Annotated in this window: 19 protein-coding genes, 1 pseudogene and 1 riboswitch; of the genes and pseudogenes, 16 read left to right on the plus strand and 4 right to left on the minus strand. The window is 39.7% G+C overall.

Going from position 1 to position 26,979, the window contains the following annotated elements; genetic code table 11:
• Positions 1-86: 86 nt before the first annotated feature.
• Positions 87-280, plus strand: a riboswitch (cobalamin riboswitch).
• Between the two features lie 141 nt (positions 281-421).
• The 10 genes from QFZ28_RS26825 to QFZ28_RS26870 all read left to right on the plus strand — a co-directional run bounded on the left by QFZ28_RS26825 (position 422) and on the right by QFZ28_RS26870 (position 13,622).
• Entirely contained in the window at positions 422-2,350 is a 1,929-nt protein-coding gene (locus tag QFZ28_RS26825) for a DUF4430 domain-containing protein (RefSeq protein ID WP_307197676.1), read from the plus strand.
• 72 nt (positions 2,351-2,422) lie between these two features.
• On the plus strand, positions 2,423-3,196 hold the full coding sequence (locus QFZ28_RS26830) for a DUF4430 domain-containing protein (protein WP_307197677.1): 774 nt from the start codon (positions 2,423-2,425) through the stop codon (positions 3,194-3,196).
• A 56-nt stretch (positions 3,197-3,252) separates the two neighbouring features.
• Positions 3,253-4,110, plus strand: coding sequence for an energy-coupling factor transporter transmembrane component T (locus QFZ28_RS26835; protein WP_307197678.1), 858 nt, complete (start codon positions 3,253-3,255; stop codon positions 4,108-4,110).
• Positions 4,083-5,732 (plus strand): ABC transporter ATP-binding protein, encoded by a 1,650-nt coding sequence (locus tag QFZ28_RS26840; RefSeq protein ID WP_307197679.1) that lies wholly within the window; start codon positions 4,083-4,085, stop codon positions 5,730-5,732. The genes QFZ28_RS26835 and QFZ28_RS26840 overlap by 28 nt, the downstream gene beginning before the upstream one ends.
• Positions 5,708-6,400, plus strand: a complete 693-nt coding sequence (locus QFZ28_RS26845; protein ID WP_307197680.1) for an ECF transporter S component — start codon at positions 5,708-5,710, stop codon at positions 6,398-6,400. Before QFZ28_RS26840 ends, QFZ28_RS26845 begins: the two co-directional genes overlap by 25 nt.
• A gap of 252 nt (positions 6,401-6,652) precedes the next feature.
• Positions 6,653-7,636: a tRNA dihydrouridine synthase gene (locus QFZ28_RS26850; RefSeq protein WP_307197773.1), complete on the plus strand. Its 984-nt coding sequence runs from the start codon at positions 6,653-6,655 to the stop codon at positions 7,634-7,636.
• A 784-nt stretch (positions 7,637-8,420) separates the two neighbouring features.
• On the plus strand, positions 8,421-8,735 hold the full coding sequence (locus tag QFZ28_RS26855) for a hypothetical protein (protein ID WP_307197681.1): 315 nt from the start codon (positions 8,421-8,423) through the stop codon (positions 8,733-8,735).
• A 431-nt stretch (positions 8,736-9,166) separates the two neighbouring features.
• Complete coding sequence (locus QFZ28_RS26860; RefSeq protein ID WP_307197682.1) at positions 9,167-10,933, plus strand: sensor histidine kinase; 1,767 nt, start codon at positions 9,167-9,169, stop codon at positions 10,931-10,933.
• Positions 10,926-11,660, plus strand: coding sequence for a LytR/AlgR family response regulator transcription factor (locus QFZ28_RS26865; RefSeq protein ID WP_307197683.1), 735 nt, complete (start codon positions 10,926-10,928; stop codon positions 11,658-11,660). Before QFZ28_RS26860 ends, QFZ28_RS26865 begins: the two co-directional genes overlap by 8 nt.
• Positions 11,661-11,816: 156 nt before the next feature.
• Entirely contained in the window at positions 11,817-13,622 is a 1,806-nt protein-coding gene (locus QFZ28_RS26870) for a carbon starvation CstA family protein (protein WP_307197684.1), read from the plus strand.
• A gap of 57 nt (positions 13,623-13,679) precedes the next feature.
• On the opposite strand, the gene QFZ28_RS26875 is transcribed toward QFZ28_RS26870, so the two are convergent.
• Positions 13,680-13,955 carry a CC/Se motif family (seleno)protein gene (locus QFZ28_RS26875; RefSeq protein WP_307197685.1) on the minus strand — a complete coding sequence of 92 codons (276 nt, stop codon included), beginning with the start codon at positions 13,953-13,955 and terminating at the stop codon, positions 13,680-13,682.
• A 353-nt stretch (positions 13,956-14,308) separates the two neighbouring features.
• Here QFZ28_RS26875 and QFZ28_RS26880 point away from each other — a divergent pair, with 353 nt between their 5' ends.
• The 4 genes and pseudogenes from QFZ28_RS26880 (at position 14,309) to QFZ28_RS26895 (ending at position 20,826) form a co-directional block, all read left to right on the plus strand.
• Positions 14,309-14,866: a hypothetical protein gene (locus tag QFZ28_RS26880; protein WP_307197686.1), complete on the plus strand. Its 558-nt coding sequence runs from the start codon at positions 14,309-14,311 to the stop codon at positions 14,864-14,866.
• Between the two features lie 133 nt (positions 14,867-14,999).
• A pseudogene (locus QFZ28_RS26885) lies at positions 15,000-15,128 on the plus strand (sugar ABC transporter permease); the annotation flags it as partial.
• 101 nt (positions 15,129-15,229) lie between these two features.
• Entirely contained in the window at positions 15,230-16,258 is a 1,029-nt protein-coding gene (locus tag QFZ28_RS26890; RefSeq protein WP_307197774.1) for a LacI family DNA-binding transcriptional regulator, read from the plus strand.
• Positions 16,259-16,482: 224 nt separating this feature from the next.
• The gene (locus tag QFZ28_RS26895; protein WP_307197687.1) at positions 16,483-20,826 is read left to right on the plus strand and encodes an alpha-amylase family glycosyl hydrolase; all 4,344 of its coding nucleotides are present in this window, start codon (positions 16,483-16,485) and stop codon (positions 20,824-20,826) included.
• Between the two features lie 562 nt (positions 20,827-21,388).
• Here QFZ28_RS26895 and QFZ28_RS26900 read toward each other — a convergent pair.
• The 3 genes from QFZ28_RS26900 to QFZ28_RS26910 all read right to left on the minus strand — a co-directional run bounded on the left by QFZ28_RS26900 (position 21,389) and on the right by QFZ28_RS26910 (position 24,793).
• Entirely contained in the window at positions 21,389-21,592 is a 204-nt protein-coding gene (locus tag QFZ28_RS26900; RefSeq protein ID WP_307197688.1) for a YbdD/YjiX family protein, read from the minus strand.
• A complete protein-coding gene (locus QFZ28_RS26905; RefSeq protein WP_307197689.1) occupies positions 21,585-23,660 on the minus strand; it encodes a carbon starvation CstA family protein in 2,076 nt (691 codons plus the stop codon). Before QFZ28_RS26905 ends, QFZ28_RS26900 begins: the two co-directional genes overlap by 8 nt.
• A gap of 170 nt (positions 23,661-23,830) precedes the next feature.
• A complete protein-coding gene (locus QFZ28_RS26910; protein WP_307197690.1) occupies positions 23,831-24,793 on the minus strand; it encodes a S8 family peptidase in 963 nt (320 codons plus the stop codon).
• Between the two features lie 351 nt (positions 24,794-25,144).
• Here QFZ28_RS26910 and QFZ28_RS26915 point away from each other — a divergent pair, with 351 nt between their 5' ends.
• Together QFZ28_RS26915 and QFZ28_RS26920 are read left to right on the plus strand one after the other, a co-directional pair.
• Positions 25,145-26,014 (plus strand): DUF1002 domain-containing protein, encoded by an 870-nt coding sequence (locus QFZ28_RS26915; protein WP_307197691.1) that lies wholly within the window; start codon positions 25,145-25,147, stop codon positions 26,012-26,014.
• Between the two features lie 391 nt (positions 26,015-26,405).
• On the plus strand, positions 26,406-26,864 hold the full coding sequence (locus tag QFZ28_RS26920) for a CBO0543 family protein (RefSeq protein ID WP_307197692.1): 459 nt from the start codon (positions 26,406-26,408) through the stop codon (positions 26,862-26,864).
• The last annotated feature ends 115 nt before the right edge of the window (positions 26,865-26,979 follow it).

Consider the following 26,979-nt stretch of genomic DNA (forward strand, 5'->3'; position numbering starts at 1 on the left):
GAGGACAGTGAAATGAGGCAAATGGCGCCTTCCGTCCATTCGGCTTATATTGACAATGTTCTTCACTTTATCTATTCTAAAGATAATTGAATACGGAAAGAATAGGTTGAATTTACTACTCTACCAAATGTAAATTCAAAAAGGGAAGCCGGTGAAAATCCGGCGCGGTCCCGCCACTGTGTATGGGAGCTTTCTATCAATTGCCACTGTCTAAAGGATGGGAAGGGGATAGAAAGTGTTGATCATGAGCCAGGAGACCTGCCTATTTTTGATGTCATTCGACCTACGCGGATAGGGAGTGTACGAACGTTTCTGACTTCATGTATTTATACATAATAAAAGCAGGATCATACATATGTACACAGCTCTAGCAAATAGGGGTGTTTTTTTTTGTAAAAAAATATATAAGGGGAGAGTTTGTATGAACAATATTGTGTTCACAAAGCGTTGGGCTGCCTTATTTGCTGTATTTTTACTTATCCTTAGTAATCTAGCATTTATCCAACCATACGCCCATGCCGCGACACTAGATAAGGCGGTAACAATTAAAGCCATTAATGAAAAAGGTGAAGTTGTTTTACCTTTAACCGCTGTTAGTTTTGAAGAAGGAGAAACGGCTTATGATGTCTTGCTAGAAGCCGGAGAGAAAACGGAAAAAGAAATTGATACAACCCACGGTGAGTATGGTGTATTTATTAATAGTATTGGAGGAATATCTCCATCAGGAACCGCTTATTGGTCTTTTAATATTAATGGAGTATCTGCTTCAACTGGTATTTCGTCTCATCAAGTAGCTAATGGCGAGCACCTGCTATTTGCAATCACAGAATGGCCAAATCCAACTGTAACCACAAAAGTATCTGCGGTTGGTAAAAATGGGGAAGAAGTGATTCCGGAAACAGATGTTACCTTAATAAAGGGTGCCAGTGCCTATGATGCCTTAATCCAGGCGTCCGCACAACATGGAATTTCCGTGCAAGCGACAGTTGATGATACTTATTTTACTTATATCAATAATGTCGGAAATACAGAGTTAGTCCCTAATGCTGATTGGTGGAGTGTGGGAGTGAATGATAATGCTTTAACTACTAGTATTGTCGCTCATACTGTTCAGCCAAACGACCATGTTCAGTTAACTGTTCAAACCTATGTACCACCTACGGATGAGCCGGCTGAGCCAAGTGAACCAGAACAGCCTGCTGAACCAAATAAGCCAGAAGACCCAACTGCTCCAAATGATAGGAACCCGATTACAAATGAAGCCATCGAAGATAACATTAGTGATATCTTGTCCTACATTGATACAAAAAATATCACATTCTCCTACGGAAACGAATGGTGGGTATGGGGATTAGCCAATACAAATAGGGCAATCCCAGCTTCGTATGTAACGGGTGTGAAGGAAAAAGTGAAGGAAGTAGACGGAAACTTCCGCAATGTGTTTGATTTAGAAAAAATCATTATTGGATTGTCAGCTGCGGGTACAGATGCGACATCGATTGAGGGGTATAATCTAGTAGAATCATTGGTCAATCATGCTAGTTTACAAAATTCATCGATTAATATGAATATCTACGCTTTACTCGCTGTTGATAGCGGACAGTATGATACACCCGCAGGCTTTAGAGAACAGCAAGTAAGTGCGATTCTATCACGTGAGCAAGCAGGGGGAGGCTGGAGCTTCATCGGTTCGATTCCGAGTCCAGACATTACCGGAATGGTCTTGACAGCGTTAGCGCCCTACCGTGAGCAAGCGGATGTCCAAGCGGCAATCGACAGAGCGGTGACCTACTTATCAAATGCACAAGGAGAGACAGGCGGATATAACATAGATTCGAATGGTGGAGATGCCAGTGAATCAATTTCCCAAGCGATCGTAGGTCTTGCTTCTGTTGGTGTTGATCCTACAGGAGAGAATTTCACCAAAGCTGGCGGAAATCTTGTGCAGCATTTGCTGAAATTTAAACAAAATGATGGCGGCTTTAGTCATTTACAAGCTGGTGAATCGAGTGAAATGGCCACACAACAAGCATTATTGGCGCTAACAGCGTATCAAAGCTTTGTAAATAATGGCGAATTAGTTTACCAGTATGAGCTGGTTAATAATCCAGGAGGACAACCAGTGAAGCCAAACCAGCCGGTAGAACCAAACCAGCCAGTGGAGCCAACTCCAGATAAAAATGGACAAACTGTAGAATCTACGGATGATACAGGAGTGCCATCCGATTCTGCCAAAGGGAAAAAACTGCCGAATACGGCAACCAATACAGCCAACTTAATGGTTTTCGGACTTGGTTTATTACTTGTGGGGTTGATTCTTTTCTATTTAAATCGTAAAAAAGTATCATAAGTAAAATTAGGGTAATTCAGCTTCATTGCTGGATTACCCTCATTCATTGTAATGAGTAGGGAGGGTCAAAGTATGAAGCGATGGATACTACCGACGATAATGCTGATATTTTTCTTTTTAGTCATTGGCTGTGAAAAAGATGAGGTTGTCGCACCAAAGGCGGGAGACGATGTCAAACAGTCTGAGAAGCTGGCGAAAGAGGATGCTGTGAGTGAGGATAAGACGGATGAGACGGCAGATGTAGATGGGGAGGAGGAGTCATCGGCTGAAAAGGAAGCCGTCTCTGAAAACACAGTGGATTCGAATAAGGAAGCAGCTGTTGCTCAGAAGGAAACAAAAGAGATTGCCAAACCCGCCGATTCAAAAGTGGCCACACCATCTCAAACCAAACCAAGTACTGCTAGTTCGCAACAGGAACCGTCAAAACTATCAGTAGATGAAGCAAAACAACAAGAATCGCCAGCCCAACCGAAGCCTGCTCCAGAACCGGCCCAACCTGCACCGGAACCAACAAAACCGAAACAAACGGTCACGATTACAATTACTGCTCCTGAGGTAAAAGGAACCATTGTACCTGTTACGACGGTGGAAATGCATGGTGGAGACACGGTCCTTTCTGTTACCCAAAGGACTGTCAAGGAACGGGGTATTCAAATAAGTGTCACTGGTTCGGGGGCAACAGCTTATATACAAGGGATTGATAATTTATATGAATTTGACCACGGCCCGCTTAGTGGCTGGGAAATATTCGTCGATGGAAAAGCCCTAGACAGAAGCGCTGGGGTGTACGGGGTACAGCCAGGGCAAGCGATTCTGCTGCGGTATACGAAGGACTATACGAAATAGACAACTAGAGGATTGAGTTGAAGTATATGGTACGAGGATTTCAATCGTTTCATCCTATGATTCTTTTACTTTATTACATCATTGCACTAGCGGGAATTATGCTTTACCAGCACCCGGTGTTTTTAGGTGTGGCGGTACTTTTGATTCTTTTCATTCATTTTTTGCTTGATGGGGGTCAGGAGCTAAAAAAATGGCGGACGATGATAATCGTGATGGGGGTGCTCTCGCTTATTTTAACACCGTTCTTTAATCAGCGCGGCAATTACATTCTTTTTTATCTTTTTGAAAAGCAAGTGGTGTTAGAGGCAGTATGGCAAGGAGTGATAATTGCCTTAACGCTTGTGTGCATCCTAACCTTATTTTTGACCTTTAATATGGTCATCACACCTGATAAATTCGTCTTTCTGTTTTCAAAAATTCTTCCTCAATGGGCGCTGCTGATTATGCTGTCGATGCGATTTGTCCCGCTCTTAAGGAAACGGCTTATTGAAATTGGCGATGTGCAGAGGGTAAAGGGATTGTCGGTAACAAGCGGTTCGCTCAAAAAGCGCGCCGAAAACGGAATGCTGCTCCTGCAAACCCTTCTTACCTGGTCATTAGAGGAGTCAATTCAAACTGCCGATTCGATGACTGCAAGGGGGTACGGTCTTGGGAGGCGGAGTAAATACCAACCCTTTTATATGAAAAAAAGAGACTGGGTTGCGTTAGTTTTTCTTGTGTTGGCAGGTTCCCTTGTCTTGTTTGGCTGGTGGCTTGGGGATGGGGTGTTAACACTGCTGCCCATCCTTGAAACCGTTTGGCTGCAGGGGCGGGAATGGCTGTATTTCTTCCTGTTTCTTATATTCATTGGTTTTCCGATTTGGACGGAAGGAAAGGAGATGGTTAAGTGGAAATACTTGCGACGCAAAGCTTAAGTTTCGCTTATCCTAACGCAACGACAAACGCATTAAAAGAGATTAACATCGAAGTGCAGCAGGGAGAATTCGTTGTCCTCTGTGGACCGTCCGGAAGCGGCAAATCTACCCTGCTTCGCTTGTTTAAACCGGAAATTGCTCCCCATGGGAAAAAAGAAGGTTCCCTCTCCTTTCAAGGAAAACCACTGGAGGAACTGGACCCAATTGTAAGAGCGAAAGAAATCGGTATGGTCTTTCAGGATCCGGAAAACCAAATCGCGATGGACAATGTGATGGAAGAACTTATTTTCGGAATGGAAAACCTGGGGTTTACGACAGAACAAATGCGCAAAAAGATAGCGGAAATGGTAAATTTCTTCGGTTTAAACCATTTGCTGAATAAAAAAACGGACGAACTGTCTGGAGGCCAAAAGCAGATAATCAACTTAGCTGCGGTGTTGCTGCTCGAGCCGACTGTTTTGTTGCTAGATGAGCCGACTGCTCAGCTCGACCCGATTGCTGCGAAAGAATTCATTCATATGCTCCAACGGTTGAACGATGAATTTGGCCTTACCATTGTTATTGTCGAGCATCGGTTAGAGGAACTATTTCCCGTTGCGAGCCGAGTCATCTTGCTCGAAAATGGCAAACTGCTGCATGACATGCCCCCGAGGGAAATGGTTCGTGAGCTAGGAATTCATGAAACAATGCGGAACTTTTTACCGGGCTCTGCGTTATTGTATTTAGATTTTCAGCCAGATGGTAAGGCAGAAGATATTCCGCTTAATGTAAAAGAAACTAGACAGTGGCTGCAAGGACTTAAGGTTGAATGGGAAGAACCTTCTACGGTAAAGGAGACAGCCAAACAGCCAATCCTTGAATTACAAGAAGTCGATTACCAATATGCAAAACATACGCCGCCTGTATTGTACAATTTAGATTTAACCATATATGACGGCGAATGGCTGGCGGTTGTCGGTGCAAACGGCACAGGAAAATCTACGCTTTTAAAGGTGATTGGCGGTATTTTAAAAGCCCAGCATGGAACGATGAAATTCAACGGGAAAAAGGTGAAAAAGTGGGACCTGCAAAAAGTAAGCTACCTACCGCAAAACCCGAAGCTCTTTTTCATCCATGATACAATTAAAAAGGAGTTTGATTCCTTAGCGATGCAGTATGGAATCGGCTCTTCGGAAGCGCGGATCCAAGAGCTATTGGAAAAATTTCAGATCAGTCACTTACTCAATCGCCATCCGTATGACCTAAGTGGGGGAGAACTTCAGAAAGCCGCTTTAATCGGCAGCTTGCTTGTCGAACCTACGATATTGCTGATTGATGAACCTACAAAAGGAATGGACCCTGAGTCGAAGATTGCATTTGGGGATTTTGTCTCCACTTTAGTAGAGGAAGGTCTGACCGTTGTGATGGTCACGCATGATATTGAGTTTGCGGCCACCTATGCGACTAGATGCAGTATGCTGTTCCAAGGGCAAATTACGGTAACGGAAAACACAAGGGACTTCTTCCATGAAAATACGTACTATACGACGGTGTTGAACCGTGCTACTCGTAACAGCAATGCTTACCCCGTTGTGACCTTTGAGGAGGCGAGACGGATATGGCGCGTTCAAAACCTATCTTAATTGGAATCGCGATCGTTATTTTTGTTCTGCTCGTCGGCTTTCCATTATTTAACACTCAACACTTTCTTGCCTTAAGCCTGCTCATTATGGCTGCCTCTTTTTTTCCTTTTATGATTAGTTTTTCACAGAAAAAAGTATTGAGTAGGGAGTTAGTCGTGGTCGCGATTTTAGCGGCAATTGCCGCCGTCAGCCGGGTACCATTTGCCTCGATTCCAAGCGTGCAACCGACCACTTTTGTCATTATAATTTCCGCGATTGTATTAGGACCGCAAAGCGGATTCGTGATTGGGGCTTTGGCAGCGATCGTCTCCAACCTCTTTCTCGGTCACGGCCCATGGACTCCATGGCAAATGTACGCCTGGGGTATGATTGGCTTAACGGCCGGTTTCCTTAGCAAAACGTGGATCATGCAAAGTAAGATTGGCCGATGTATTTACGGCTTCATCGTCGGCATTGCCTTTGGCTGGATTATGAATCTCTGGTTCGTTGTCGGCGTCATGCAAGACCTAAACTGGCCAGCGATTTTGCTCTATTACAGCTCAAGCTTTTACTTTGACCTCGCACACGCCGTCTGTAACGTCTTTTTCTTATGGGTGTTTAGCAGCAGCTGGATGAAAATTATTGAGAGGTTTAAGGTTAAGTATGGGTTATTTCAACGGATCGGGTGACCAGGCACCATCCAGGAACTGGTCTCTTGCAAGTTAATAGTTCGACCCCGATTTCGTTAAAAAGTACTTTTTGCGATTTCGGGGTCTTTGGTGTTTTTCCTGTTTAACCTTTGTTAATACCGTGTAACATATATGATACAAACCCGATTTCGTGAAAATAATTTTCCAATCCGTATGCAGGGACCATGTTGCTTTTTAATTTTGGGATAATGGTTTAGCCTGGTAACTAATTTGAGAGGATTGAATTTGAACATGATAGATAATTTTTGGCGTGATTTACCACGACCGTTTTTTATACTGGCACCAATGGAAGATGTGACGGATGTTGTTTTTCGCCATGTCGTGAGTGAAGCAGCCAAACCTGATGTGTTTTTTACAGAGTTTACAAACTCGGATAGTTATTGTCACCCAGAGGGAATCCAAAGTGTCCGCGGGCGTTTGACTTTTACAGAGGATGAACAGCCAATTGTAGCGCATATATGGGGGGATAAGCCTGAATACTTTCGGCAAATGAGTACAGGTATGGCGGAACTAGGCTTCCGGGGTATAGATATCAACATGGGCTGTCCTGTACCTAATGTGACACAGAATGGGAAGGGAAGCGGCTTAATCCTTCGTCCAGAAGTTGCGGCAGATTTAATACAAGCAGCAAAAGCAGGAGGATTACCCGTAAGTGTAAAGACAAGGCTTGGTTTCACAGAGGTAGACGAATGGCAGGATTGGCTGACACACATATTGAAACAAGACATTGTAAATCTTTCCATCCATCTGCGTACAAGGAATGAAATGAGCAAAGTAGCTGCTCATTGGGAACTGATTCCGGAGATTAAGAAACTTCGTGACCAGGTGGCACCAGATACACTTTTGACAATCAATGGGGATATTCCTGACCGTCAAACTGGCTTGAAGCTCGCCCGCCAATATGGTGTTGATGGGGTAATGATTGGGCGTGGTATTTTCCATAATCCATTTGCCTTTGAAAAAGAACCGAAAGATCATAGCAGTAAGGAATTGCTTGATCTCTTAAGGCTGCATCTGGATCTCCACGATAAATATTCAAAAGTAACGCTCCGTTCGTTTAAGACTCTTCATCGCTTTTTTAAGATATATGTCAAAGGATTTCGAGGGGCGGGTGAATTAAGAAATCAACTGATGAACACAGAGTCAACAGATGAAGTGCGTGCATTGCTTGATAACTTTGAGTCAAAGTATCTTGTCTGCATGGGGGAACAGTAGGAGAGTCCTAAATTGGCTGGTGTGAAGGCGGTATTATACCGAACTCATTCCCGCCAATTTTTTGCTTTAGTAAAGGCTTGTTGATTTTCGTGAAAGGTATGAGAATTCATAGGCGGAGAATTTCCGGTTAATGTATATAGAGGAAGCTTAAGAAGCAGATATAAGCGGAGATATTCCGGTTAACTGCTCTAAATAAGACAAAATCTAAAGATTTGGATCATATAAACGGAAAAACTCCCCTTATTTTTAAGGAAATATGGGTATTTTCAATTTAGCCGGAATTTTTCCGTTTATTTTTCAAACACAGTAAATCAACATCAAACTTTAACAAAGCTTTAGTAAAAAACACCGCTAAAATGGTCATTTTTGGTCAGACCTTAATGACTTACTAATGTCACAAAATTGTAGAAAAGCTTTTGAAGGGACTAAATTTATCTGAGTTGTAATGTGATATTATTCTATCTAATAGGATGTACCAAAATCAAAATAATGACAATTTAAAAATTACACTTTCGAATTTTGGTGTTTCTGTCCTCCGTCAATCTCCCATCAAACTAATGTTTATATGAAAACCTTCAATAATAAAAGCTACATTCAAATTATCATGATCTTTTTGAACAACCTCCATATTGAATCTTCACGTGTTTCTGCCTTAATACCTACTTATTCCTAATAGATTAATAGATAACAACCCAACCTGAAGGGAGTGGTAATCCATGTAAACATATAAGTTTCCTAATACTAATTATTTCAGGTATGTAAATTTTTTGAAGGAGGATCACTAATGGGTCACGATATATCAGGATTCAATAATACAGGAGACGAAATTGCTTACGCTCGTTTTAGCATGGGGAATTATAATTCTACCATTCTTTACAGTTTACTAGACGCAAATAAATTCTATGCAGGAGTTAGTGGATCAGGCAGAAGTTCCACCTTTTCAATTAAACAAATTGAAAAAGCTTTAAATACCTACAATCAATTATATGGTAATTCCCTATCAGAAAGAGATTGGGATTTAAAACAAATCCAGGATTTTATCCAAAACTGTTTGGCAACTGCCCAAAAAGAAGGGAGTGTAAAAATATATTTTGGCTAATGTATTAACACTGTTTGCTAAATACTAAAAAGTCCGAGCATAGCCAGTATCCGCTATATAGTAAATACCTTCACATGTTACATCTCCAGATAATCTTTTTATTTTTTCTTATCTCCCCAAAAAATACCTATTTTAATTTATTAGTAAATAATTAAAGAAATTTATTGCATCTGCATAAAACTGTAGATGTTTTTTTGTGTAAAATGACCTTATTGGTATAAAAATTAGACTCTGGTGTTTTAGATTTTTTTACAAATTTACCATTACAATTTTAAAAAAATCTTTCAAATCCAGTCACGTGGCAGGCATCCATTTAATGTTAAAATAAAATCAATTATTATTCCTAATTTAATAGGATTCAATAAAAGGTGGAAGGCACGATGTTCTGCCTGCACCATGTTTTAGTGCAAAAAAATAAAGGATGGGTGAAAATGCTCAATTTAACAGCATTAATGCTTGAGAAAGTCGGTATCATTGTCATTGTTGCTTATTTACTTTCGCAAATGAAATCATTTCGTCATATTATTCAAGCTAAGCACAACACAAATGAGAGAATCCTGCTTATTTTACTATTTGGTGCATTCGGAATTATTAGTAATTATACAGGAGTTGAAGTTCATTATAATTCTATTAATAGAGCGACGTGGCTTTCTGAACTAGAACACGAGAGTGCACTGGCAAATACAAGAGTGATGGGGGTAGTCATTGGAGGCTTGCTTGGTGGTCCGATAGTGGGTGTTGGTGCAGGACTGGTTGCTGGAGTTCATCGTTACACCCTTGGCGGTTTTACCGCTTTCTCGTGTGGAATTTCTACTATTCTAGCTGGAATTATAGCAGGTTACTTTGGACAAAAAAGAAAACAGATGGGGAAACAAATCACTGCTGGATTTGCTGTCATGATAGGAATGATAATGGAATCCGTACAGATGTTACTCATTCTTGTTATGGCTAAACCGATTGAACAAGCGTGGAGTCTTGTACAATTCATTAGCTTTCCGATGATATTCGGAAGTGGATTAGGTACATTGCTGTTTATGTTCATTATAAAAGCAATAAAACGTGATAAAGAACTTACCCGTGCAAATCAAACCAACCAGGCATTTCTTATTGCTGATCAAACTCTTCCTTATTTTCGACAAGGCTTAAACATCAATTCCTGCAGGGAAATAGCGGAAATTATGCTAAAACTAACCGATGCCGATGCCGTTTCCATTACCGATGACCATCAAGTCTTAGCCCATGTCGGCGCGGCCTCGGATCACCATATTCCTAAGTCAAAGCCAGAGACGGGTTTGACAAAAAAAGTACTCGAAGGCGGAAGGATTTCAATAGCAAGGTCGAAGAAAGAAATTCTCTGTGTTTATAAAAGTTGTCCATTAGAAGCAGCCATTGTACTGCCATTAAAGGTTAAAAATAAAATCGTTGGTACATTAAAAATGTACTATACCGAGCCTGAAAAATTAGATAAAGTCCAGCAGGAATTAGCAGAAGGACTTGCTAATCTCTTTTCTACACAGCTGGAGCTTGCAGAAGCAGAAAGACAGACGAAGCTATTAAAAGATGCAGAGATTAAAGCTTTACAGGCACAAATCCATCCCCATTTTTTATTTAACAGTATCAATACGATCTCAGCACTTTGCCGTACAGATGCAGATAAAGCTCGTAAATTACTGTTAGAGCTCAGTTCATTTTTTCGCGGAAATCTCCAGGGAGCCAGGCAGATGCTTCTCCCGTTGGAGAACGAATTGGCAAATGTCAGGGCTTACCTATCTTTGGAACAGACCCGTTTTCCAAATAAGTACATCGTAGATTTTCAAATTGAACAAGGTCTCGAAAAGGTACTGATTCCGCCGTTTACCCTGCAGCCATTGGTAGAAAATGCGATTCATTATGGCTTTCCTCGAAGTAAATCTGAAGGGAGAATCACCATCCGGATTTTTTCTGAAAATAATCAATTGCAAATAATTGTTGAGGATAATGGAAAAGGCATTCCCGAGGAGAGGATACAAGTGTTAGGTAAACAAACTGTAATTTCTAAAAAAGGAAATGGTACAGCAATTTTTAATATAAATGAACGTCTTAAAGGAATTTATAATGGTAAAGCCTGTCTAACGTTAAAAAGTAAAGTGGATCATGGAACAACAGTAACCATTTCCATTCCGCTCGACAATAAAGGAGTTGTTGATCAAAGTGTTTAAAGCTTACATAGTGGATGATGAACCATTAGCAAGAGATGAATTAAAATACTTGCTGGCTCGCAGCAAACAGGTGATTGCCTTAGGTGAAAGTGATAATGTCGAGGAGGCCATCGCAGATATTATTGAACTAAAACCAGATCTCGTCTTTTTAGATATTGAACTGGATGAAGATAGCGGACTGGATTTAGCGAAGAAATTAGAAAAACTTAAACCAGCCCCAGCGATTGTTTTTGCTACAGCTTACGATGAGTTTGCATTAAAGGCATTTGAATTAAATGCGGTGGATTATATATTAAAGCCCTTTGATGAAGAACGAATCGGAAAAACACTGGAAAAAATTAAAAGGATGCAAAAAATGGGGGATCAGGATTTTCCCATTTCCTCTATGAAAAACAGCCAAAATGGAAAAATTGCTGTCCTAGTCGATGAGAGAATTATTTTATTAACGATAGATGACATTGTTTATTTAGAATCCAGTGAGGGTAAGTGCACGATCGAAACGATGGACCAAAAGCACAAAGTAAGTGAGACGCTCGTTGTACTAGAGAAGAAGTTAACGAACACCAAATTTCTTCGTGTCCACCGCAGTTTTATTGTAAACATCGATTTTATCGTAGAAATAGAGCCTTGGTTTAACTCTACCTATAATTTAATCATGAAGAACGGCTCAAAAGTACCAGTGAGCCGGACCTATGTAAAAGGTTTAAGGCATATTTTAGGATTTTAAATTTTCTGTTTTTCATATGGCCATTTGTGTATTTCATCTGTCGGTATTTGCAATTCACCTTTCCATTCTTGCAAGTTATCTTGAAAATAAAATAAAAACGTTTTCATTTTGTAAGATTAAGATAATTAATTAGAAGAAATGGAGGGGGAGTAAATAATGAATGCGATTTCAATTGTAATTGGTTCAATATGTATCCTCTTAATCGTTTATCGTTTATATGGGACATTTATGGCGGCAAAAGTTTTGAAGCTTAATGATTCAAAGCCGACACCTGCTCAGAAATTAGAAGATGGACAAGATTATGTACCTACAAATAAATGGGTTGTATTTGGACACCATTTCGCGGCGATTGCTGCAGCAGGTCCTTTAGTTGGTCCAATCCTGGCAGCGCAATTCGGTTATTTACCAGGACTACTTTGGCTGTTAATTGGCGCCGTAATAGGTGGAGCTGTCCACGATATGGTCGTTCTCTTTGCATCCATGCGCAGAGAAGGAAAATCTTTATCAGAGGTTGCAAAGGAAGAACTCGGTCCTGTAGCAGGATTCTGTACAGGATTAGCGATGTTATTCATTATCACCATTACTATGGCGGGTTTGTCAATGGTTGTGTTGGGCGCACTAGAAAGAAACCCATGGGGAACATTCGCAGTTGGAATCACCATTCCGATTGCAATGGGTGTTGGATTATATCATAAAAAGACCGGCAATTTAAAATTAGCTACAACTGTTGGTTTTATTCTAATCATGGCAGCAATTGTTTGGGGACCAAACATTCAAGGTACATGGTTAGGTGATTTGTTAACACTTGAAAAAAGTACGCTTGCTCTTATACTGCCAATCTATGCATTTTTTGCAGCAGCATTACCAGTCTGGTTATTACTGGCACCACGTGATTATTTAAGTACATTTATGAAGATAGGGGTATTCGCAGCGTTGATCGTTGGGGTATTCATTGTAAACCCAGAAGTTCAATTTCCTGCATTTACAGAGTTTATTAATGGCGGCGGTCCTGTTGTTGCTGGTCCAGTTTGGCCGTTTATTTCGATTACAATTGCTTGCGGAGCCATTTCAGGATTCCACGCATTCGTTGGTTCTGGTACAACACCGAAAATGGTCAGCCGCTGGGGCGACATTAAAGGTGTAGCTTTTGGGGCAATGCTTGTTGAATGCTTAGTGGCAATTATGGCTTTAATTGCTGCTATCTCTCTACAGCCGGGGGATTATTTTGCAATCAATTCAACTCCAGAGAAATTCGCAACACTTGGAATGGAAACCGTTGAGCTTAACGAACTCGAGGAAAAGGTGGGAATGGATCTTGAAGGAAGAACAGGCGGGGCCGTTACCCTCGCTGTAGGGATGACATACATCTTCACAGCAGTTCCATTTTTCGCAAAATTAGCATCTTATTTCTATCAATTTGTCATTCTATTTGAAGCTGTCTTTATCTTAACTGCGATTGATTCAGGAACGAGGGTTGCTCGTTATCTAATTCAAGATTTCCTTGGAGACTTTATTAAACCATTAAAACGTACAGATTCACTCGGAGCAAATATCTTTGCCAGTGCATTAGCCTGCTTCGTCTGGGGATATCTTCTTTTCTCAGGGGACATCAGTTCCGTTTGGGCACTATTTGGTGTATCGAACCAATTAATGGCTTCTATTGGACTCATTATCGGAGCAACAGTAATCCTTAAGATTGCCGAAAAACGCTGGTACATGCTGACATGTCTAATCCCGCTTGCTTACCTATTTGTAACTGTAATGACTGCTGGCTACTGGATGATTAAAAATGTTTACTTCAATGCAGATAATCCTGGTTTCAACGTATTAAACGGTATTCTATCCATTATCATGCTCATTCTTGGTATAGTAATTATGGTAGCTTCAATAAACAAATGGATTAAGCTTTGGAAGATTCCACAACATATATTAGTGGAACAATCGGAGAAAGAAGTAGCATAAATAACATAACAAGCACCCATTCGACTATATGAATGGGTGCTGTTTTTTTAGAGTTCCTCATTGAAGCTTTGCAGAAATAGATTTAAAGAAACCGAAACCAGATAATTTGAGTATTAGTTTTTCCTTGCTTCTAATACTTTTTTGTACATAGATGGATAAATTATCGATTATAACCTTATTAAATTGGTTTAACGTTTTAGGTTTTCCAGGGACTGCAACCAGCTCCTGGACACCTGGAGCACAACAAGCCTTCACCTCAAGCGTTTTTACGGTCAATTGACTGCCCTTCGACTGTATCCACTGTTTTGATTCAGTATCCATTTCAATATTCATCGATTTTCGCTCCCTTAGCTCTTTCAATAAGTATAATATAGTAGTTTGTTATAGACCATTAAAATACTATTTTAGTAATGGACACAGGTTGTATTTAGGAATAGGACTTTTTGATTAAAAAAAGTGAAATATGTAGTTTCATGAAAGAAAAAGCAGGATTTTAATGTTTAAAAATGAATATATATAACAACTAGTTTTTCAAAGAACAAAAAACCTACAATTATGAAACGGTAATACACAATGGATTCTTTCCACTAGGAAAACCTTCCCTTAACTCAGGCAGCTGCAGACAAAAAAGGATCAGAATCATTTATTCATCCAGCCCAATCAATTTATGAAAGAAGGTATGCCGTATGAACGAAAAGTTTTTTGCTGACTATAAAAAATTTATTGTTGCACCGGTCGATGAAAAGCTAAATGGTAAAGAATCATTTGATCCAAAAAATTATGCTTCACATTATATCATGACACTGTCTATTTTTGACTCGCGTATAACGACTTGGAAAGACGCAGGTAAATATGAAATAGATGTTGACAAAAGTATTAAAACGGTTCTAAAGGAATTTAATATAAAGCACCATGAAAGGTACCATCTTGAATTACTTGAATTAGATAAGTTTAAAAACTATTTTGTATTGGCTCTTTCCTCAAGAACAGAATTTGAAACAAATGAAGAAAATGACCGAATATCAATTATTGTTGATAGATTGCTCACGAACCCTTTTTATGTTGGACAAGGGTGGTTTAACTTAATTGGTGAAAAAGGAAGAATAGCACGTAAGCTCTTTTGTTGTTCTTTTATGAAATATGAAATAGAGAACCAAGATCATTTAAAAATAGACAAAAAGTTCGAAAGCATTAATGGATTCATCTCAAAAAATGATGAGATTAAGCTTGTGAAAAATTTCTAAAAAAAGATTTTCTATAATATCTTGGTGCCTGTCACCAATGAAAACAACTTCACATTTTGTGTAAAAATAGCTAAGAGCCCAATTACGTTTTAAAAATTGGGCTCTTTTGTTTTGGATTATTTGGCAATTTACCAAAATCGGAGCTGAATTTACCACTTTTGCTGCAGGGGCCGTTTTAATTGCTGTTCCAATAGCGATTCTTTTCTTGTCATTCCAGCGTTATTTTTTATCTGGTTTAACTGCAGGCGGTACAAAAGGCTAATTCTTTGCGGGAGAGTGTCTTACAATTTCCGATTGGGTCATTATCGTTATATAATAGTATATGAGAATTCCATAAAACTCCCTACGAGAGGGGTGTTAGACATAGCGGTTACAATTAAGGATGTTGCAAAGCTTGCGAATGTTGCTCCGTCAACAGTCTCAAGAGTGATTGCCGATAGTCCGAGAATAAGTGAAGCAACAAAGCGTAAAGTAAATGAAGCAATGGGAAAGCTTGGGTACCATCCAAACTTAAATGCAAGAAGTCTTGCGAGCCAATCGACACAAACCATTGGGCTTGTCATGCCGAGTTCAGGAGATGTCGTATTTCAGAATCCCTTTTTCCCAACCGTATTACAAGGAATTAGTGAAGGGGCTCATGAAAAAAAATACGCTTTGCATATGACAACTGGAAAATCAGAAAAGGAAACACTTGAAGCAGTGGTTGAAATGGTTCAGGGAAAAAGAGTAGATGGGATGATTCTACTAAAATCTAAGGTGGAGGATAAAATTATCTCCTATTTACTAAAAAGAAATTTTCCATTTGTCCTTATTGGTAAACCTTATAAAAATGTAGAAGAAATTACCCATGTTGATAACGATAATTTTCGTGCCATGCAAGAAGCTACCGAACATTTAATCATGCAGGGCCATCATCAAATTGCTTTTATCGGTGGATGTCTTGAGCTTGTGGTAACGGTAGAGCGGTTACTTGGTTATGAACGGGCATTACGAAATGCTGGTATTGAATTGAAAAATGAATATATTATTCATGAAGAATTTTTACGTGAAGGCGGTCAAGAAGCTGTTAAAGAGCTCATGTCACTAGAAAATCCACCTACTGCCCTCGTGGTAGTTGACGACTTTATGGCTTTAGGTGTCTTGAATACACTAGATGAGTTAGGAATCAGCGTTCCAGAGGATATCTCCATTGTTAGCTTTAATAACGTACTTCTTTCAGAAATGGTGAAGCCCCCGTTAACATCTGTTGACATCAATATATTTGATCTTGGCTATCAAGCATCAAAGAACTTGATTCAAAGGATTGAAAACAGTAACGAACCAATAAAGCGCATCATCATTCCTCATAAATTAATTGAAAGATCATCATGCTGCCATCTAAAAAACAAGTAAAATCCACGAAAGCCCCTAATTTTAATAGGGGCTTTTGCTATTTTAATTGGAATTGCTTATTTTTACCAAAAACAAGCATAAAGACCCATAACCAAACCTCTTAATGAGTAGAAATGTCCTATTCTTTGGAAAATACAGATAATGAGATAATACATTCTAAGGGAGCGTTCACAATTTTTTGTGCAAACGCTTGCTCAAAAACATTTTAAAAGGGAGTTAAATGCATGAAGGGTAAATCGAGAAAGATTATAAGTTTCATAACTATTTTTGTTTTATTTGCGCAAACGATTGCTCTTGGATTTATTAATCCAATTGAATCAAACGCGGCAGAACGTGTGGTAACGCTAGTGGGGAATCTACAGGATGAACTTGGCGGATCAGGTGAATGGAATCCGGCTGATGCCTCAACAAGAATGACCCTTCAGGAAAATGGAAAGTACAAGCTGACAGGCACGCTTCCTGCAGGAAACTATGAATATAAAATTGCGATTAATGGTTCATGGGATGAAAACTATGGAGTAAACGGGGTTCCTGGCGGCGATAATTATAAGCTGTCTCTTGATCAGGAAAAACAAGTCACGTTTATTTATGATGATGTTACCCACAAAGTTTCTGTTCCTGTAGAGCTGCCAGACGACCAGAAACCAAGGATTGTGGGAGATATCCAGCCTGAGCTGAACGCTGGTGGAGAATGGGCGCCAGGTGAATCAACTGCTATTTTAAAGGATGAAGACCTCGACAACATTTACACCTATTCAGCACAAGTGCCGACAGGAAAGCATGAATTTAAGCTTGTTCTTGGGAACAACTGGTCTGCTCCGGCGTATCCAGCCAATAACTTTGTTCTGAATGTAGTAAAAGACACGATGGTTACATTCTTCTATAACCATGATACAAAGGAAGTGTACACCGATTATGATCCTGGTTTGCCAGATGGCAATGTCCAAGGAGATAAGCTGTTTCACGACACTTGGGGTCCAGCTTACAGGTCACCATTTGGGGCAGTAAAGGCAGGGGATACGGTCAAGATTCGACTCCAAGCGAAGAAAGGCGATTTAACCGCTGCAAAGGTTCAGCTAAAAAACTACAACACTGGTAATACCATCATGGTGGAAATGGAATATGCCGGATGGGTTGAGCTAAATGCTGCATCAGTAGAGTTTTGGGAAGCTGATATAAAGCCGGAAGAAAAGGGCGTTTATGGATATAAATTTATTGCACGTGACGGAGAATCTCAGAAGGAATACGGTGAAGATATTACTGAAGGTGGAAAAGGGACAACTTCTGATGCCAATGCTTCTCTATTCCAATTAACGGTTTTTGATCCAGCGTACAAAACGCCAGATTGGATGAAGGAAGCGGTCGTGTATCAGATTTTTCCGGATCGCTTTTTCAATGGAAATAAAAAAAATGACGATGCCAAAGATACGGCACGCGGTGATGAGCCAATTGAACATCAAGAATGGAGCGAACTTCCGGACAACCCTCGTGAAGCTATTTCCGAAGGCTATACTGGAGATGAAATTTGGTCCAACGATTTCTTCGGTGGTGACATTGCTGGAGTTCAAAAGAAACTGGATTACATTCAATCTTTAGGGGTCAACACACTTTATCTAAACCCAATCGCTTATGCATCATCGAACCATAAGTACGATGCGACAGACTACAAGGAAATCGATCCAATGTTTGGTTCTCCAAAAGAATTTGAGGCTTTCACAAAAGAATTAAAGAAACGGAAAATGCATTTAATTTTAGATGGCGTGTTTAACCATGTCGGTGACGATTCCATCTATTTTGACCGTTATGGAAAATATGAAACGGTTGGTGCTTATGAATACTGGTCAGCGATTTATGACCTTGTCAATAAAGGAGTTATAGAAGAAGAGGCAAAGAAACAAGTGGAAGAAAAATTAAAGGCAGAAGGACAAACCTTTAGCCCATACGGTTTCCACAACTGGTTTACCATTGAAAATGTGAAGGTTGATGGTGTTTATAAATACCAGGCATGGTGGGGCTTTGATTCATTGCCAGAAATCAAATCGATTCCTGGAGAAGTGGTGGACTATCCATCAGAGTTAAATAATAAGCAGTTTGCTAACTACATGATGTATGATGACGATTCTGTTGCCAAATCGTGGTTGGATCGGGGTGCAACAGGCTGGCGTTTAGATGTTGCGAACGAGGTCGATCCAGAATTTTGGCGCGAATTCCGTAATGAGCTTAAGACCGGAAAGAAAGATGAACCGCTGATTCTAGGTGAAATCTGGGATGATGCTTCTGAATATTTCCTTGGCGACTTATATGATTCCGTTATGAATTACCGATTCCGCGGTGCTCTTATCGATTACCTAAAAAATGGAAATTCCGAAGGGGCAGAAAATCAGTTGAATGCGGTATATGAAGATTATCCGAAAGAAGCATTTTACTCCCTGATGAACTTAATGGGCTCGCACGATACCCCGCGCGCAGCGTTTGTGTTAGGTAATGGAACCGACTCCTTTGAACGTGCAGAGTACGATAAAAATTACAACCATCAACTCGGAATTCAACGCCTAAAGCTTGCCGCAACCCTGCAAATGGGTTATGCTGGTGCGCCGACTGTTTATTACGGCGATGAAGCGGGTGTTACAGGGTCGAAGGACCCCGATGACCGCAGAACTTATCCTTGGGGTAACGAGGACACCGATCTTGTAAAACATTATCAATCAATTGGAAAAGTAAGAAATACCTATCATGACCTTTTCAGTTACGGTGATTTAAACCATCTTTATGCAAAAGGCGATGTGCTTGCTTTCTCCCGTTCAGACAAAAAGAACTTCGCTGTTATATTAACAAACAGAGGCAATGAAGAAAAGACGGTTGCACTTGATATAGAAGATTTATTAATCAATGGTGTAAAATTTACCGATCAGCTTGATAACAAGTACACAGTGGTAACGAAGAACGGAAAGCTTACTGTCACGATCCCAGCGATGAGCGGGCGCATGCTTGTGTCTGATAAGGGGCAAAATCTGAAACGTCCGGCTGCCGTCACGGGATTAACCGTCGAAGAAGGGAGCCACTCGGCCACTTTAAAGTGGGAAGGTGATTCAGCAAAGTATGCCATTTATCAAACTACTATTTCTGGAGCATTTTATAAAAAAGTAATGGATACGTCTGCGAATACGGTCACCATCGATGGTTTAGACAATGGCCGCAACTATTATTTTGCCGTGGCAGCACTTGATAAAAACGGGAATCCTTCTGATAAAACAGCAACAGAGAATGCCGTTATTCCACATGTTGAGTTAATAGATGGAAATTACCAGATTACGAACGTATCATCACTTGAAACGGGGATTATCGACCTTTCGAAGCCACAAACAGTCACCGCTGCTATCTTTGTACAAGGTGAAACGGAAGCAGATCAGATGGAAGGCTTACAGGCAAAGCTCGAAGTAAAGCAACCTGGTAATGAAAACTGGACTACCTATAAGGTGTCCTATATCAATCAACAGGAAACTTCAAATGTCTTTAGTGGAAATTTCCTACCATATAAAGAAGGTAACTATGAATATCGATTTGCTTTTTCAACTGACCTTGGCCGAAACTGGGTCACGAGTGAAACCCAGGAGGTACGTTTTACAAAAGGGGAAGATAGGATTGATCCGGCTGATAAAGTAACGTTAGATCAGCCAGTGCAGGAATCGGGACAGGTCAATCTTTCATGGAAGCTGGAAGGTGTGAACGATCCCTATATGATTGCTTTAGTCCGCGATGGTGCGATCATCGATATGTTGTTTGATCCAACCAAGCAATCCTACAAAGATATCAATGTCTCGAATGGAAAGCTATATTCCTACGAAGTGCACCTGTATGATCAGGCCGGGAATGTCGTTACATCAAACGCTGTTGCCGTGACGCCTGAACTTATAACAGTAAAGGTAACGTTTAAAGTCAACGCACCGGCGTACACTCCACAAGGAATCAACATTACCATGCCAGGAACGAAAAACGGCTGGAATACGGGTGCTTGGGAGATGACACGCGGCGGCGCCGTCACAAATGATTATGAGTATACAATCGAAGCACAGGAAGGGGAAGTACTTACTTACAAATACGTCAAAAATGGCTCTTGGGAGCAAGAAGGTTTAGCAGACCACACTCCATTGAACCTAAATGATGATGACGTAAGTTACTATGGTTACGGAGCAACGGGAACTGACCTTTCTATAATCGTAACCAATCAAGGCGGTAACCAAATGGTGGTTCAAGATAAAATCCTTCGTTGGATTGATATGCCAGTGGTCGTGACTTCTCATACGGATGGGCAATCCGTCACAGCGGACAGCATCACCCTTCAGGGGAACGCCATTAAAGATGGAGTTCTCACTATTAATGGCGAGCCAGTAACAATAAAAGAAGACATGACCTTTTCCTATAATATTGTGCTTAAAGAAGGAGAAAACAAATTGACCATCCACATTGAGCCATCAGACGAAAACAAATCAACTATCTTTAAAAATGATGGCGGTGCCATTGGCAAAGCTACGAAAACCATTCAAATGACGATTTTAAAAAATTTATGAAAAGAGTCTCTCTCTTCCAATAATTATGGATATACGCATGTCAAGTAGACAGTAGAAAAAAGCACCCTCTTGATTTTTAGGGACTCACACCATGCGGTTGTGACGAGATTATCCCAATACACTGGTGGTTGCTTAGGTAATCTTAAAAACAAATAGAAGCAGGTAAGAAAAAAAAGAAGTGCGATTCCTGCACTTCTTTTTTCAATGGATCTGTTAAAAAGTAATGTTGCCGAAAAGAAAGAACTATTTCATTCATAATCGTATAGTACTTTTTAATTAATTTTTCTACAATATTCGGGAATTTCGTCAATTTAATTGTATTTTTGTGATATTACCCCAAGATATGAATCTACTAAACATGCATATTTCGGCATAAGAAAAGATTAAATATGAAATGTGATTGTGAGGAAAGACCTTTAAGTTATCATAAAACCTGAAGTTTACTGTCAGGTTCTTACCTTCTTGTAATCCAAGTAAATTCTATTAAAAAACAGGCGAACATAGTGAAGTCATTAAAAAGAACAAAGATGGTGAAAATTTTACTTTCTTTGTTCTTTTTTCGTTAACAGCATCTTGAGACTTTACCGCCTTTGGCGTTGTAACGGGCTTCCTGTGCTTCACAGAAAAATTCTTTTCTAGATTTCACAGAATCGCTGGGATGGTGCTTTTTCATATGCTCGACGTATGTTTCATAGCTTGGAACACCGACAAGAAGACTAAGGAATTGCTTTCTGTATGAAATGATTTTCTTAAATTTTTTAAGCATAATTTTTCAAATCTCCTCCGTCACGAGGCACGGGTGGTGTCTCATGCAATGGCAAATTGTGATTTTTAATAATTTTAAACCAAATCTTAATCGCAGAAATTAATACGACGATGACAACCACCATAAAAATAGCACATATCGTAGCATCAACATAATCATTTATTAGAATTTGTTTCATTTGTGCGGGTGAGGTAGCGGGTGCTAGTACTTTCCCATCGTTATATGCCTCTTTAAATATATTGGCATGGGCAAGGAAGCCGATTTTTGGATTTTCATGAAATAATTTTTGCCAGCCTGCAGTTAAAGTGACAATTAGCAGCCATGTTGTCGGAAGCAGTGTTACCCAAACATACGCTTTTTTGCCCATTTTATAGAGAATCGTCGTACCGAGCAGGAGGGCAATAGCAGCCAACATTTGGTTTGCAATACCGAACAGCGGCCATAGAGTATTAATTCCTCCAAGCGGGTCAATTACACCTTGATATAAAAAGTAACCCCAAGACAATACACATAAAGCCGTTGCAATAATATTTGGAATTAACGCATCCGTTCTCGCAAACGGCTTATAAGCAGTACCGATAAGATCTTGAATCATAAATCGTCCCACACGTGTTCCTGCATCAATCGTAGTTAAAATGAACAGTGCCTCAAATAGGATTGCGAAATGGTACCAAAATGCCATTAGCGCCTTTCCTCCAATTACATTTGAAAATATGACAGCCATACCAATTGCAAGCGTCGGTGCACCGCCAGTTCTTGAAAGAATCGTTTGCTCCCCAACGTCGGTTGAGAGTGTTTTTAAATCATCAGGAGTTATGGTAAAGCCCCAGCTGGAAACCGTAGCAGCAGCTTGGACAACATCCGTACCTATTAAGGCAGGTGGACTGTTAATGGCAAAGTAAATACCAGGTGTCAATACACAGGCAGCAATCATTGCCATCACTGCAACAAAAGATTCTGTAAGCATTGCTCCATAACCGATTGGACGGGCGTGTGATTCACGTTCAATCATTTTAGGAGTTGTACCTGAGGAAACCAAAGCATGGAAACCAGAAACAGATCCACAGGCAATTGTAATAAATAAGAACGGGAAGAGATTTCCTGCAAAAACTGGACCTGTACCATCAATGAATTTTGTAACTCCAGGCATTTCAAGATTCGGTGCAACAATAATGATTCCTAATGCTAGTGCCAAGATGGTCCCTACTTTTAAAAATGTACTCAAATAATCACGTGGTGCAAGAAGAAGCCATACAGGTAATACAGATGCAACAAAACCATAAATAATCATCATAATGGCAATCGTTTCACCTTTAAAGGTAAACATAGCTGCTAACGTTGGATTTTCCGCAACTGTTTGTCCGAAAAATAGTGAAAGAAGTAATAATACAATTCCAATTAGAGAAGCTTCTCCGACACGCCCAGGACGAATATAACGCATATAAATTCCCATAAAAATAGCAATTGGAATGGTAGCGGCGATTGTAAACATTCCCCATGGACTTCCCACTAGGGCTTTCACAACTACCAATGCTAAAACAGCTAATAAAATAACCATAATTCCTAATATACCAACCATTGAAATAAGACCTGTTACACGCCCCATTTCGTCCTTAATCATTTCACCGAGGGACTTACCATTTCGGCGCATAGATCCAAATAGAATAATAAAATCCTGAACAGCACCAGCTAAAACAACACCGACTACAATCCACAGAGTTCCAGGTAAATAACCCATTTGCGCTGCAAGAATTGGACCCACTAATGGTCCTGCACCGGCAATGGCAGCAAAGTGATGTCCAAATAGCACCCATTTATTTGTTGGCACATAGTCTTTTCCATCGTTATGTATTTCTGCAGGTGTTTTACGTTTGTCATCAAGCTGGAACACCTTATTCGCAATAAACTTGCTGTAAAAACGGTAGGAAATTGCATAAACACAAATAGCTGCTGTTAAAAGCCAAATTGCATTAATGCTCTCGCCGCTATTTAAGGCCATTACTGCAAAACCTGCTGCTCCAAGGGCTGCAATTAATCCCCAGATAACAATTGATTTAAGCGCTTTCAATTTCATCGCCACCTTTTCCATATTATACCGATATTTTATTTTATAATTTAGAAAATTAAAATAATTAATTATACCTATTATGACCACAATTCTGACAAAGTATAAAAATACAAAAGGCAGCCGAATGGCTGCCCTTCTTTCAATCTATAATTCTTGGATGTCCTATTACGTTATATTTTTAGCACTTGGCCTGATAATTTATCGTTGAGCACATCCGATAAGTAGTCATCTACAGTTAAGAACAGCAATCCGTTGCCTTCGAGTTTTGGCGAGTTTCCTAGAGGAACCGTTCTCTTTATTAATTGTGCATATAGCTCAGGCTCTGTCAGATTTCGTTCAAAGTTTTTGTTGGCAATATCTTTTATGAGCGCAAGTGCACCGGATATATGCGGAGTTGCCATCGAAGTACCAGTTAGTTTTGCATAAGATCCGTTTAAATACGTTGAAAGGATTTCCTCGCCCGGAGCTACTAAGTCGACTTCATTATTCGAATTTGAAAATTCAGAAGAACCACGCTCTAGATTAATCGCTCCGACACTGATGACTTCATTATAGCTGCCAGGAAAGGAGAATTCATCTGAAGAATCCTGTCCATCTCCTTCATTACCAGCAGCACAAACGACCAGAATTTGATTATCAACGGCGTTTTGAATCGCCTGATGCAACTCAGATACATCCTCAGAACCGCCGAGGCTCATGGAGATGATATCCACCTTTTGTTCAACTGCATAGTTAATTCCATTTATAATCCATTCGTATTGTCCTGATCCATTTTTATCAAGCACCTTTAAAATCAATAAACTTGCTTCTGGTGCAACACCAATTACTCCGTTATTGTTTTGGGTGGCAGCTATCGTGCCAGCCACATGAGTTCCATGACCATTATAGTCAGTGTATACATCAGGATTTCCATTATCATCATCCGTGAAATTCCGTCCGCCGATAACCCGCTCACTTAAATCAGGATGGGTAAAATCGCAGCCTGTGTCCAATATCGCAACCGTGATTCCCTTACCCTTCGATTTCTCCCAAATTTTTGGAGCCGAAATAAGCTCAATACCTTTTGGCACCTCAGACACCACTTCGACCACTGCATTCACTTGATACGGAATTAAATGTAATCTTTGCTTCATTTGTATCCCTCCTGACAGAATTAGTTTTCTGTGTATTCTAGGGAGTTGATAATAGTTTAACAATTCAGAATATAATTAACCAGTTACTATAGTCGTGTTTTTATCGAACTAACGTTCTTGTTGGGCGCAATCTACTAGTCATATTTATTAAACTAATTTGTGGTTTAACTAAAGGCTGTAACATTATTATCTAGCTTGAAAGAATCTTAATAGAAATAGCATAAATGTTATCCATTCTTATAATGAAATCCCAAGCCCCTATGTTAAGATAATGCAAAGCCAATTTGATCTATTGGCTAAACATGAACCATTTTTTTTAGAATGGTTACATGTATAATAGGAGGTCCTTTTATGAAACGAAAAATACTTGCAATGTTGCTTATAATAACAATGCTTATCTCTATTCCTTCTATCAGCTTTGCTGATGCAGTAGAAGGAGATGTTATTGTTTCATTAGGAGAAAACCTAACGGAACAGCAAGAAAAAGATATGTTAGCAGAGTTAGAGGTACCGGAAAACGCACAAATGATTACGGTGTCCAATAAAGAAGAGCATGATTATTTAGGGGAGTTTATTCCTAAGTCACAAATTGGTTCTCGTGCGATTTCATCAGCGAGTATTACGATGGGTGCCAAGGATTCTGGTTTAGAGGTTCAGACAAACAATATTACATGGGTTACGGATGAAATGTATATCAATGCCTTGACTACAGCCGGTGTAAAGGATGCAACCATACAGATTTCTGCTCCGTTTGAAGTATCAGGTACAGCTGCTTTGACAGGCATTATGAAAGCTTATGAGGCAACAACGAATAAAGAAATTCCGGAAGAAATCAAAAAAGTGGCGAATGAAGAAATGGTGAAAACCGCACAGCTTGGTGACTCGATTGGAGCGGACAATGCTGCTTCTCTCATGGGAAAAGTCAAGGATGAAATCGCCAAGAATGAACCGAAAACAGAAGCTGACTTGCGTGCGTTAATTGAACAAGTGGCCGCAGAGCTGGGGATTACATTAACAGATGCAGAGTTAGATATGTTAGTAGACTTCTTCAACCAACTGAAGGCGATGGATATTGATTGGAATCAAGTAAAAGAACAGTTAAGTGTGACCGCAGAAAAAGTCTCAACATTTTTGCAATCGGAAGAGGGGCAGTCATTCCTACAGAAGTTGCAAGATTTCTTAAATCGCTCGCTTGATACGATTCGTGAACTCACTGCTTAATGAACACAAAATAAAACTTTTAAAGCCCCTCTCAATCGAGATGGGGCTGTTTTGGTTGTTTAATTATTGACAATTTTCTCCCTGCTTTTGAGATAAAAAGCTGCTATGTGAAAGAATCATACCGAATCTAATCAAACGTTTGTGTAATACATTTTTATGTTGAAAAAAGTTATTTTCACGATTCCTGCAGATGATTAGCGAAAACCGTCACTATTTCCTCGACAATAATTTCTCTTCAAGACTATCCAAGGTTCTTTTTTCAAAAGGGTTCTTGGACATTTAATCAAACGTTTGATTAGGGGATGCTGCTCGAATTTTGTTGAATACTGAGATGTATTTGTAGATTTGGTAATAATAAAAGGAGAAATTAACACTATAAGGCGGATTTTTTATGGAAAGAATCATTTTGTGGGCATTGTTACTAGTTGGAATTACCCTATTAATATTCAGTTTAAGAAAGCCCTTCATCAAAGACTGGATTTTAATTTTTTTATTGAATGCTTATCTTTCAACGTTAATTGGCGTTCTTGTTGTAGAAGAAAACATGCTTGAATATCCAATAAGGTTTTTAGATAACTATTTCACTTCGAGCCTTCTGTATGAATATCTTCTCTTTCCCGTTGTTTGTATTTACTTATATCAAAAAACGTATAACTCCAGCTTTAAAGGCATTTTTCTATATTGTTTATTGTTCACCTCTGCTTTAACAGTCATTGAGGTTCTACTTGAAAGATATACCGATTTAATTGAATACCATACATGGACATGGATGCACACATTTATTAGCACCTTTATTCTAATGTTTTTTATCCGCAGTATTATGCAATTAATAAATCAAAAGGTAAGTTAAATTTGAAAAAAATCCGGCCCAATGAATGAGCCGGATTTCTTAAGTCTCCTTTAATATAGCTAACCCTAGCTGAAAAATGGTATAAAAATGCGATAATAATTTATTTGACTCTAAA

Source organism: Neobacillus niacini (assembly GCF_030817695.1).
In the GTDB taxonomy this organism is placed as follows: domain Bacteria; phylum Bacillota; class Bacilli; order Bacillales; family Cytobacillaceae; genus Neobacillus; species Neobacillus niacini_F.